This window comes from Rhizobium sp. SEMIA 4085, from assembly GCF_013004495.1.
GTDB classification, from domain to species: domain Bacteria; phylum Pseudomonadota; class Alphaproteobacteria; order Rhizobiales; family Rhizobiaceae; genus Rhizobium; species Rhizobium gallicum.
In genome coordinates, this window is record NZ_JABEPH010000212.1 from 1 (window position 1) to 10,628 (window position 10,628).

At 60.4% G+C, this 10,628-nt stretch carries 7 protein-coding genes and 2 pseudogenes; 1 reads left to right on the top strand and 8 read right to left on the bottom strand.

Translation table 11 applies throughout. From position 1 onward, the window contains the following. A partial coding sequence (locus C9413_RS20085) for a TonB-dependent receptor (RefSeq protein WP_170250814.1) occupies positions 1-1,055 on the top strand: 1,055 nt, incomplete at its 5' end. A gap of 263 nt (positions 1,056-1,318) precedes the next feature. On the opposite strand, the pseudogene C9413_RS20090 reads toward C9413_RS20085, so the two are convergent. The 8 genes and pseudogenes from C9413_RS20090 to C9413_RS33630 all read right to left on the bottom strand — a co-directional run. Beyond that, a pseudogene (locus C9413_RS20090) lies at positions 1,319-2,482 on the bottom strand (ABC transporter substrate-binding protein). Then, a complete protein-coding gene (locus C9413_RS20095) occupies positions 2,479-3,708 on the bottom strand; it encodes an MFS transporter (RefSeq protein ID WP_040115226.1) in 1,230 nt (409 codons plus the stop codon). The pseudogene C9413_RS20090 and the gene C9413_RS20095 overlap by 4 nt, the downstream one beginning before the upstream one ends. Next, positions 3,705-5,591 (bottom strand): IucA/IucC family protein, encoded by a 1,887-nt coding sequence (locus C9413_RS20100; RefSeq protein WP_040115227.1) that lies wholly within the window; start codon positions 5,589-5,591, stop codon positions 3,705-3,707. The genes C9413_RS20095 and C9413_RS20100 overlap by 4 nt, the downstream gene beginning before the upstream one ends. Further along, a complete protein-coding gene (locus C9413_RS20105) occupies positions 5,591-6,730 on the bottom strand; it encodes an NAD/NADP octopine/nopaline dehydrogenase family protein (protein WP_040115228.1) in 1,140 nt (379 codons plus the stop codon). Before C9413_RS20105 ends, C9413_RS20100 begins: the two co-directional genes overlap by 1 nt. Then, complete coding sequence (locus C9413_RS20110; RefSeq protein ID WP_040115230.1) at positions 6,727-7,737, bottom strand: cysteine synthase family protein; 1,011 nt, start codon at positions 7,735-7,737, stop codon at positions 6,727-6,729. Before C9413_RS20110 ends, C9413_RS20105 begins: the two co-directional genes overlap by 4 nt. After that, complete coding sequence (locus C9413_RS20115) at positions 7,738-9,111, bottom strand: Y4yA family PLP-dependent enzyme (RefSeq protein ID WP_040116526.1); 1,374 nt, start codon at positions 9,109-9,111, stop codon at positions 7,738-7,740. Further along, positions 9,108-9,539, bottom strand: coding sequence for a ParB N-terminal domain-containing protein (locus tag C9413_RS20120; protein ID WP_040116527.1), 432 nt, complete (start codon positions 9,537-9,539; stop codon positions 9,108-9,110). The genes C9413_RS20115 and C9413_RS20120 overlap by 4 nt, the downstream gene beginning before the upstream one ends. A 288-nt stretch (positions 9,540-9,827) precedes the next feature. Next, positions 9,828-10,628 (bottom strand): annotated as a pseudogene (locus C9413_RS33630) (murein L,D-transpeptidase family protein); the annotation flags it as partial.

Sequence of the window (10,628 nt, forward strand, 5' to 3'; positions counted from 1 at the left end):
TAAGGGCTGCGTTCGAGACGGAGGCCGTGCAACATGCCGTCACGTTCCAGGTCAGCGGTCTCCAGCAGACGCTCAACCGGGGCTCGAACTCGGGAACCGCGCAACTCACCAACCTCTTTGATCCGCTTCCCCGCCCCGAACAGGAGGTGCCGCAACCGAGCCACGTGCCGAAAGTGTCCGAGAACACGTTCTACGGTTTTGCTCTCTCCGACACGATGTCAATGCTGGACGAGCGTGTGCAGTTGACGCTGGGTGGGCGCTGGCAAAATGTCGATACCGAAAACTTTAGTCCGGTGACAGGCGACGTCACCAGCTCTTCCGATGAGGCCGCAGTGACCCCACTTGCTGGTATTGTCGTCAAGCCGTGGGAGAACGTCGCCCTCTACGCCAACTATGTCGAAGGCCTGAGCGTCGGCGACACCGCTCCCACGACAGCCATCAACGCCGGCGAGACGCTCGCTCCCTATCGGTCCAAACAATACGAAATCGGCACGAAAGTCGACCTCGGACGGGTGGCGGTAACCGTCAGCGCGTTCCAGATCGAAAAGCCCTTCGGTCAGCTTGAGACGCGCGGCGGTGACCTCGTCTTCATCGAAGGCGGCGAGCAGCGCAACCGCGGCGTGGAGCTCAGCATCTTCGGCGAAGTAACGCCTGAGGTCCGGGTGCTTGGCGGTGTGACCTTCATTCATGGCGAGTTGACGAAAACGAACAGCGCAACAACCCAAGGCAATACCCCTATTGGCGTGCCGTCGGTGCAGGTCAATGTGGGAGCGGAATGGGATACGCCCTTCATGCCCGGCCTGACGCTTGCCGGCAATGTCATCCACACGGACGAGCAGTTCGTCAACGCGGCGAATACACAGACGATCCCCTCATGGACGCGCCTTGACCTCGGCGCCAGATATCACACCGAAATCAACGAAAAGCCTGTTACCTTCCGCGCCGAAGTCGAGAATGTCTTCGACCTCGATTATTGGTCCGGCGTTGCGAGCTTCGGCACGATCTCGCAGGGAGCACCGCTGACGGTGAAGGTTTCGATGACGACGGATTTTTAACGGCGCGGTGAGTGCCGCCGCCGACGGACGAACCATCTTAGTGATACGCACCGAAGCGCTGGCCAAATGCCGGCGCTTCGGCCGTTTGGAGCTCGACTGACCGGACCCAAACACGTAAGAGCTTATTGCCGATCAGCCACTTGCGGCTATGGGGAAGCAATCTTCGCTTCAGCTTGCGTTGTGGACAATGAAGAGACAAGGAGAGGCTCTCCTAATATCAAGAGCCTCGCCCGCGGAAAGCCGTTTGCGCGGCTGGTTCCTGTCTAATTCGCCCTGTCAGAAAGGCTGACGGCATAGCCCGGCCGATAGGGGATAGGCAGGAAGCGGCGGTGGTATTCCGCAAATGTCACGTCCGGGTCAAGATCGGCGAACAGGTCCGGATGGAACCATTTCGCCAGTTGCTGGACCGCAAAGAACTCATAGGGGCTGTTGTAGAACTGGTGCCAGATACCGTGGAAATTTTGCGTTTTCTGCGCGGTGATGCCGGTATAGGCGCTACGGGTGGTGAACCATTCGAGCTTCTTGCGGGTCACCTCGGGATCGGCGCCCGGGCCGAGCGGGATCCACTTGCCACCTGGGACATAGGCTTCCCAGTCGGCGCTGGTAACCACCACCTGCTCAGGATCGGCGGCGATTACCTGCTCGGGGTTGAGCTGCCCGAAGGTGGAGGGAAGCAAGTCGCTGCCGATATTGTGGCCGCCAGCACGCTCGACATATTTGCCGAAGTTTTCCGCCCCAAATCACAGGCAGCAATCATCGGCATACCCTCCGATCCGTTCGACGAACACGCTCGGGCGTTGCGGCTTTGCACGGGCGAGCACATCGCTCACGCGGGACATGGCCTGATGCCGGAAAGCGATAATCTCTTCCGCGCGCGTATCGCGCGCCATGATCTTGCCAAGGAGGCGAATGGTCGGTTCGGTGTTCTTCAGCGGGGCGTGACGGAAGTCGATATAGAGGACGGGAATCTTCAGCTCCGCCAGCCTCTCGATATAGTTGACGTCCTGATTGGCCCTCATCGCTTCGAGATTAAGCAGCACCACATCGGGCTTCTGGACGATCGTCGATTCGATGTCGATCAGCCCATTCTCCTTTCCTGCGAAGGCCGGAAGCTTCGCCAGTTGGGGAAAGGCGTCGAGATACTGGGCGTAGGTGGCGGGATCGGCCTCGACCAGATCATTGCGCCATCCGACGACGCGGGCCAACGGGTCTTCCTTGTCGAGCGAGGCGATGAGATAAAGCTGCCGCCCCTCTCCAAGGAGAATCCGCTTGACCGGCGCGTTCACTGTCACCTCACGGCCGGCGATGTCGGTGACAGTGATCGGGGCTTGCGTTGCCTGTTCGCCGGCGAATATGATCGCCGGGCTTAGTGCAATCAACACAAAAGCCGCGATCACGGCACGCAAGGGCGAACGATCTTTCCTCACGATAATTCTCCTTTGTCGAATGGCGGGCGCGATTTGAGCCATAGGCAGAGCGCCACTAAAAAAGATAGGCCATAAAGGCTCGCAACGAGCGGGAATGCGATTTCGAGACCGTATCGTTGCGTGGCAACAACGCCGGCGACGATCCCGACGACCGAAGCAATCTGCTGGCAGCTCTGTGCGAGCCCCAGGACCGATCCCTGCCGGTCGCTTTGCGTGGCTGCCGAAACGAGGGACAGCAGCACCGGCGTCGTTCCTCCAAGCAGCGCGCCCCAAGCGAAATAGAGCGTAGCGAATAGGCCGATGGCACGGGTCGAGCCGGCAAGACTGGTGACCGCGAGGCAGCCGGCTGTGATCAACACGCTCCATCCGAGTACAAAGGACGGCGGGCGATCCTCGAAGAGCCGTGCCCACAAGGGCGCGGTGACCACGAAACCGAGCGCCATGAGCCCGTAGCTTAAGCCGGTGACCCAATGATGAGCGCTGTAGACCTCCGACATGAAGAGCGAAAACGGCACCTGCAGGACCATCCTGCTTGTCAGCAGTATCCCCATCAGTGCCAGGAGTCCGGGCACGGATAAGCCGGCCGATGGCGCAAGACCCGCCGTGCTCCGCTTTGCCGGGCCCTTGAAGCCCGCCCCTCCTGGCGGTACCGGCAAGCTACCCCAGGCAACAATGGCGCAGAGCGCACAGATCACGCCCGCGGTGAGATTGACGGCTGCGAACGGCAAGGCATCAAGGATAAGGCCACCCAGGAAGGCGCCACCAAGAGAGCCGACATTGGTTGCCACCTGGAGCCAGGCAAAGAGACGCGCGCGATCGCGCCCGCCTGTGATCTGCACGCTATAGGCCTGGGCCGGGGCGATATAGCCGGCGCACGCCCCCTGCAGGAAGCGCAGAGCCAGAATGGTCCACACATCGTTCGCGAAGGCGACAAGTAGTTGCGTGACCGCCAGGCCCGCCAAGGCGCGGACCATCATCAGCCGATTGCCGTAGCGGTCGCCCATGCGCCCCCAAAAGGCGCTCGTCAGCGATACGCCGAGCATCGGACATACATAGACGCCGATTCCGGCGAGACTGAAGATGCTTCCGGAAGTGCTCAATGCCTTGATCTGGATCGGCCAGAAGGGGCCGCTCATTTCCATGGCGCCCATGGAAATGAATTGCAGGCCGAACAGCAGCGCGAAGACAGGTCCGAAGCCGCGCAGGACGGCGACTGCACTGGTCATCGCGCCCCCGCCAGCGGGTTGGGCAATTGGTGTTCGAGCCGATAATCGCGATAGCGTTCCAGATGCATCCGCAGGACCGAACGGGTCGGCCAAGACTGTTCAAGAAAAGCGTCGCGCTCCGCGAGCCAGAACGCATCAGACAGCATCCGGGGCCGCAGCGTCTGAAACGCCTCTTCTGTCTCCTCCCGCAGGATGCGCCATAGAAGGTCGCCGGAAAGCTTGTAGTGCTCGGTAAGGCAAAGGGCGATCTCATGAAGGTGGCAGACAAAGCAGGCATCGAGGACGAAGGAGCGGACGGGACTGATGTCGTCGTCAAATGTCGTCGGCAGAATCCCCTTGCGGCTGAACGGCTTCAGCGCGTAACCGCGCTCCTTGAAGAGCGGCGCGAAACTGCGCCCGTCGCCGAAGTCGCGGATCAGCAGTTTCCGCGGCTGGCCGTGATCGTCGAAGAGAATCGTGCTGTTTTGCTGATGCGCCTCGAAAGCAATTCCGTAGAGAAGATACATGGCGAGCGCCGGGCGGACGACGGTGCGCGCATAGCAGCGGAAGAATGCGGCAACCGCCGCCTCGCTCTCGCTGCCATTTCTGGCGATGAGCTCGCAGATGAGAGGGTGGCCGTCCAGCGGGCTTGCCGTTAGCAGCGCCGCGACGGTTACGGGCAGCATGCCGTCGCCGCGGGCCAGGGCACCGGTGTGGCGATACACCACCGAGAGGAAACGGCCAGGATGCTCGTCGCCCGTGTCCGGATGATGCAGAATGGCGCCCAGCTCTTCGGTGAAAATCTCCAGCTCATTTTTGAGATCATCCTCCTTCGCGAGAATGTCGGAAATCAGCGCGCTGAGGCGGGGGCCCATATGGATGGATTTGGCCTGCAGCGTGCGCTGCTCGCTCGTCATCCAGATGGCTACCGGCAGCTTGATGAAAGGTCTCGGCGCCTCTGTCTCCGGCAGCATCGTGCGAAACGACATGGATGGCAGCGTGACGATCTCCGGGCCTTGCGGGTCGAAAACACCCGCCGCGATCTCGGGCGCGAACTCGCGATCAACAAAATTCTTCAGGTGCCATGCGTGGACAGGGAAAGGAATCCAGTCTTCGGGTAGTTTCCCGCGTTCTCTCAGGCCGTCGGTCCAGTCTTGCCAGAGGTCGGGAAAGTTCTTCGAAAACCATCCCGAATAGCTTTCCACATGCGGCATCTTCTCCACATAGGTCCAGTCGGTGCGCAACGCAGCGATGCGAAGCCGCACACGGGCGCCGAACTCCGGTGATAATGCAATAACCTCTTCGGGCGGCAGGCCGGGCTTTGCCTTCCAGGTCGGATAGAAGGGGTGGCCCTCAAGCGCACCCCATTGGTCGAGGGTCATGGCCGCCAAGTGCGGCGGCATGTTTCCTTCGAGATAGGCAAGGAAACCTGATGCTCCGGCCTTAGCGATTTTCTGGCGCAGCTCGGCGCTCCAGCGTTCCCGATGGCGCCGTGCGAGAACGTCGTTGCGCATGCTATCGTCCACATCGCGGAGCAGGTGCTCTAGTCCGTCGGGCGCAGGAGTAAGGGCGAGAGACGGCGCAACCTCCCTCATCAGGGCGGCGGGACCATCGATCCTGTATCGGATGCCTGTTCCGTCCAGTACTTCGACTTGCCCGCGATTTTGCAATGTTCCGGCCGGTGCAAGGTACAGGTCGGTAAAGTGCAGCACACGCCGCGAAACCCAAAGGGGAAACCAAGCCTGCCTGCCGTCATGAGCCCACAACAATGCATTCGGATCCAACAGACGTTCCGCAAACAGGCAGCGGACCAGGCGGCTGATCGCATTGCACGCCGCCTTCTCCAGAAGCTCTGTCTCACCTGTCGCAATTTGATCTGTTGCGGAAGAAATGTTCTCGTCCATTAAGCTGCCTCCGGCCAGTCGGATGGTACATAGTCGAGCGCTCCGTCGGCCAATCCACCATGGTATTCGCGCGCCCATTGATAGGTTTTGGCAATGGCGGGAACCGCCACATTGAGCCGTTCCGCCATTGTGACGAGCAAGGCCTGTCCGAATGCGATATCCTCATGGAAGGCGCGGCTTTCGCGATCGACGATCAGTCCCGGACCATATGGGTTGGCAACGAGGGGAGCACGGATGCCCGCGTAGGCGCGATTTGTGCGCAGAAGCGTGTAGAGAGTCCGATCGTCCGCGATCTGGTTCCCATAGGCCTCCAAGAGTTCCTGCTGAAGCGGCTTTACGGAACTCAAATCAATGCCGAGACGCGCCTCACTCGCCCGCCGGATCGCCTGATTCTCCGCGTCGCAAGCTTCCAGGAGCTCGGCGCCTGCTTGGGGGCAATCGCTCCACCAGCACAGGGGTTCGTTGAATGGCCTGTTCTCGAAGGGTGCACCAGGGCCGATGAGGGTGTAAAGGATTGCGGGATGCATCAATGCGTTGCCTGGCGTCAAAGTGATCTCAAGGTAGTCTTGCAAGAGGGTGACGGGCGCTTCGTAGAGGCGATTCAACATTGCCGTGAGTCTTGAGCCGCTGGCAGCGCTTTCGCGACGATGAAGAGCGACAAAGAGTTCTGCTTTGGCCCCACCCATTCGCACCTTCTGCCCCGCGACCAGGTCGAAGGCGATGTGGGGCACGTCCTTCATGCCCCAGATCACTACATTCTCGCATTCTGAAAACGCTTTTGCCGCGAGCCAATCGAAACCACAGAAGCCGGGAATTGCTCCGACATAGACGCTCTTTTCCCGAGGCAAATGCGGCGCGATTCGGTGCAAGAGTGCCGGTCTCGCCTGGGCTGGCTGCGTTATGACGACCATATCGGCATTCTCAAGCGTCTTGGCAGGGTCGGTTCCGACATGGTCGGGTCTGGCCCTCACGATGCGATCGTCCCGGGTCTGTGCTTGCCAGATATCGTCGCCACTTGCCCATCGCCCGGCGACCGTGCTGGAGGTGGTCAGGACAGAAACCTCAATGCCTGGAACCTGCTTGAACAGAACCGCATTCAAGTGGCCCGTACGGCCAGCGCCACAAATGGTCACCTTCATGCTGCGCGCGCCCGTCCGGAGAGCCAGCCATCCAGCTGGATGGCGATTGCCGGGTCGAGAAGGCGGCGCTTCGCCATCCATTCGTCGTCGAAAATCGAACCCAGATATTTCTCTCCGCCATCCGCCACCGTCGTCACGACCGTGCCTGTCAGCTGGCCGGCGGCGATCAGCTCCAGCGCCTTGTAGATGGCGCCGCCCGTTGAACCGCCCACCAGCAGTCCTTTGCTGCGTGCGATGTAGCGCGCAGTCTCGAAGGCTTGGGTGTCTGTGACCTGGACGCCCTCGTCAATGCAGCCATAGTCCAGCACCTTACCGACCTCGTCACCTGCCGGCGTTCCCGTTCCGGATTGATAGTAGGGATGCCCAGGCTTGCCGAAGACAATCGATCCGGCCGGCTCGACCGCGATCGTGCGCACGGCCGGGTTGTGGCGCTTGAGGCGCTGGGAGATCCCAGTCATAGAGCCGCCTGTCCCGACGCAACCGACAAAGGCATCAATGCCGTCCGGAAGTTGGGTCAGCAACTCGTCGACGAGACCGGCATAGCCTTCCGGATTTGCCGGATTGTCGGATTGGTTCATGAACAACGCGCCTGGAAGCTGGGCTCCTAGCTGTGCGGCCAGCCTTTGTCGCTCGACGACGGCGACTTCGTCCTCGCGAAAATCGCCTTCGACGCAGCGGATCTCGGCGCCGAGCGCCCGCATCATGCGGACCTTGTCGGGTGCCGCATGATGGTCCACCACTGCGATAAAGCGCAGCCCGAACTCCAGTGCAGCGAGCGCAAGGCCGGTGCCAGTATTGCCGGAGGATGATTCGACGATGGTGCCTCCCGGCGCGAGGCGCCCATCGTCGAGAGCGGCGACAACCATGCTGCGTGCCATGCGGTCCTTCATCGAGCCGCCGGGATTGTTCTTCTCTATCTTCAGTACCAAGATGGCTTCGCGGTTCGGCACGTCAATCGACATTACCGGAGTCTGGCCGATCAATTGCGTTACGGTCGTGTGCAGCATTTAAACCTCTTCGATTGCGTCGGGAATGAGGATGGGATGCCCTTTAGCGTCCCCGACGACGCATAGGCGGACGGGCATCGGGTGGCGGTGGAATTCGTTTTCGAGAAGATCCATCTGGTAAGCGCCAGTATTGGCGAAGACCAAGAGGTCTCCGGCTTGCGGGGTGACGGGGAAGGTCAGCCACCTGTTGCTGAGAACGTCCTCGTCGAGACAACTATGTCCGGCAAGATAGGCCCGGATTGGGGAAGACACGGAGAGCGGTCTGGCGGCTGGCACGAGAATCGGATCGAGCAGAAACTCGGAGGCAAACCAGGTTTCGCAGGCGCTGAAGCTGCTGCCTTCAACGAAGATGACATACGTTCCCGCATCGAGGGACTTCACGCGGGTTACCCGAACGACCGTAATGGCCGCCTGGTCCGCCAAGGCGCGGCCCGGCTCCATTGCCAGAGCGAGCTGCTCCTGCCTAAAATAGGTCGCGACGCTGCGGCCTTCGCCCATCTCAGCCTGCAAGAGGCGGCGCAGCCAGTCCGGCGCTGCGAGCGCGCTGCCGTAGGGATAGAACGAGCCCGGTATTTTTCCGGTACGATAATCCTCCGGCGTCTGAGCTGCGATATGCGCCTGATATTTCAACTGATCGACGTATTGAACCGGCAAACCCCCACCGATGTCGATCATGCGCGGAGAAAGTCTCATGGCTCGGGCTTCGGCAATGAGTTCAGCGGCCTCGTTCAGGGCTGCCAAGCGGGTCTCCCAGCCATATCCGCTGAGATGGAAATGCAGCCCGTCGAAGCGCAATCTGCTTTCCCGTGCAATACGGGCAAGGCAAGGAATGATGGTCTCCGCCGGCATGCCGAAACGGCTCTTGCTCTGATCCCGCGGCCGAAGCCGCAGGAGAACCGGGTGCGGACTGGCATGTGCCGGCAAGCGAACGACGAGTTCTTCCAGCTCCTCGGGCGAGTCCACCGATATCAGCGCATTGCAATCAATGAGCTCTTGATGGAATGCGCCCGTCTTCGCCGGCCCGGTCGCCACGAGCCTGGCACCATTGGCCCCAAGACGCCTTGCGTCGCGAAGTTCATAAAGACTGGAGACGTCGAGCCCAGCGCCTGAGCTGAGCGCCGCCTGCATGAGGCCGGGCGACTTGTTGACTTTCACTCCATAATAGATCGCATGCTCGACGCCGCCCTCCGTCAGCGCGGTTTTTAACGCCGCCATGTTGTCCTGTAACGCGTCCGGCCAGACCAAATTGAGCGGTGAGCCGAAACGGGCAACCCAGTCCAGAAGAAGTGGATCGTGCCGGGTGAGAAGGTCCGCAGTCGCCGATCGTAAAATCGGCGGCAGGTCAGAGCCGACCTTGTGGCAATGCAAGCTCATGACAGCGCCCTGGAAGCGCATCGAGGCGCCATTTCTGACGAAGCGGGCTTGCACAAAAGCTCAAGGGGGACATCACATGTCGGAACGCTCTTGGCAAAGATGTGCCGTGTTGTTTTGTAGGGAAACTTGCGGCCGCTGCGCGCCATTTCGAAGATTTCCGCAGGGGTGATCTCCTCACCCGGGCGCCAACTCTCCAACCGCACTGAATTGTAGTCGAGAAGGACCACCGGTATCTTGGCGAGCTGGAGGCGATGTGCAACCGTCAGTCGGTGATGGCCGTCCATGACGAACAGGGCATCTTTTTCTGCCGTTATTGGTGCGGTCCATGCACCTACTTTCAGGATTTGGGCTTGTAATGCATCGACTCTGTCGAAATTCACCTCTTCGGTCGGGATCAATCGTGCTGGGGAGAGAAGGCAATATTCCATGCGGTCCGGCCTCATGCTTCATCGCATTTATATCTTGAGTCTGTGACTCAAGATTATGGCCGCTATAACCAGCCGTGATTGCGGCGTCAACAGCGCCTTCAATGACCGATTGCCACAAGAGTTAGAGAATGCCTGCTAGCGTTACCGCTTTCCTAAAGGCCGCGGACCCATCTCGTCCAAAACGAGACGAGCCTCGGAGGTGGCGACGAAATAGGCCGTTCGCCGTTGCGCAATACTTTCGGGGGTATGACAAGCGAGACTACGGCTGAAATCAGTCCTTTTCGTAAGGTCAGCCAGTGCTGCATCCGGCCGGCTTACGGGATAGTCGATGTTGGAGATCTTCTCTGCCAGCTTTTTAGGGCCGCTCTGCTTGAGAAGCGCTCGAAAGCTTGGGTGCATGCCGCCGTCGACATAGGCTGTCAAATGAGAAGGGCCGTCCTTTTCTAGCAGCGCGGCAAGCTTGGCATCTTCCGTCTTTATCCTGGCGGCGACTGCAGGATCGGGGGTGTCGATGCGCGCAGGGCACGCGGCCAGCGGATCGTCTGGATCGCCTCCCTGAAACTCGGCGTTAGCGACGTATTTTCCCCACATGCGGAAATCCTGGGTTCTGTCCTCGTCGCCTCGAAGGCGTCATATCCCGACTTCAATGTCTTCCAGAATGCGAAATTGGGGTCGCTCCTGTGTTCGGCCATGTTTTTCGCGGTCATACGGAAGGGGAGCGCCTGAACCTGGACTGACGTTTGGCCGCCGCCCAGCGAGGCACTGACGATGGCATAGATCTCGCCGACGCCCTGGTCAGTCATCGCATAGCAGCCGGGGGAGGAGCACGCACCATGTACCATGAGCGCCGTGCCGCCATATCCAAGGGCGGATTCGAGCCTGTTGGGATAGCCCAGGTTGAAGGAAAGGTAGTACTGTAACCTAGGGTTCAGCATGCTCTTGCTGACCGAATAGAAGCCTTCGGGAGCTTGGCGGTCGCCGTCGGTCTTCTTCGGTCCGAGCTTGCCCGACCACCGACATATGGGAAGGATTCAGCAGGCGATAACGCCCCGTGGCGTCCTGCTTCCACACCTCGAGCTCGCTCTCCTC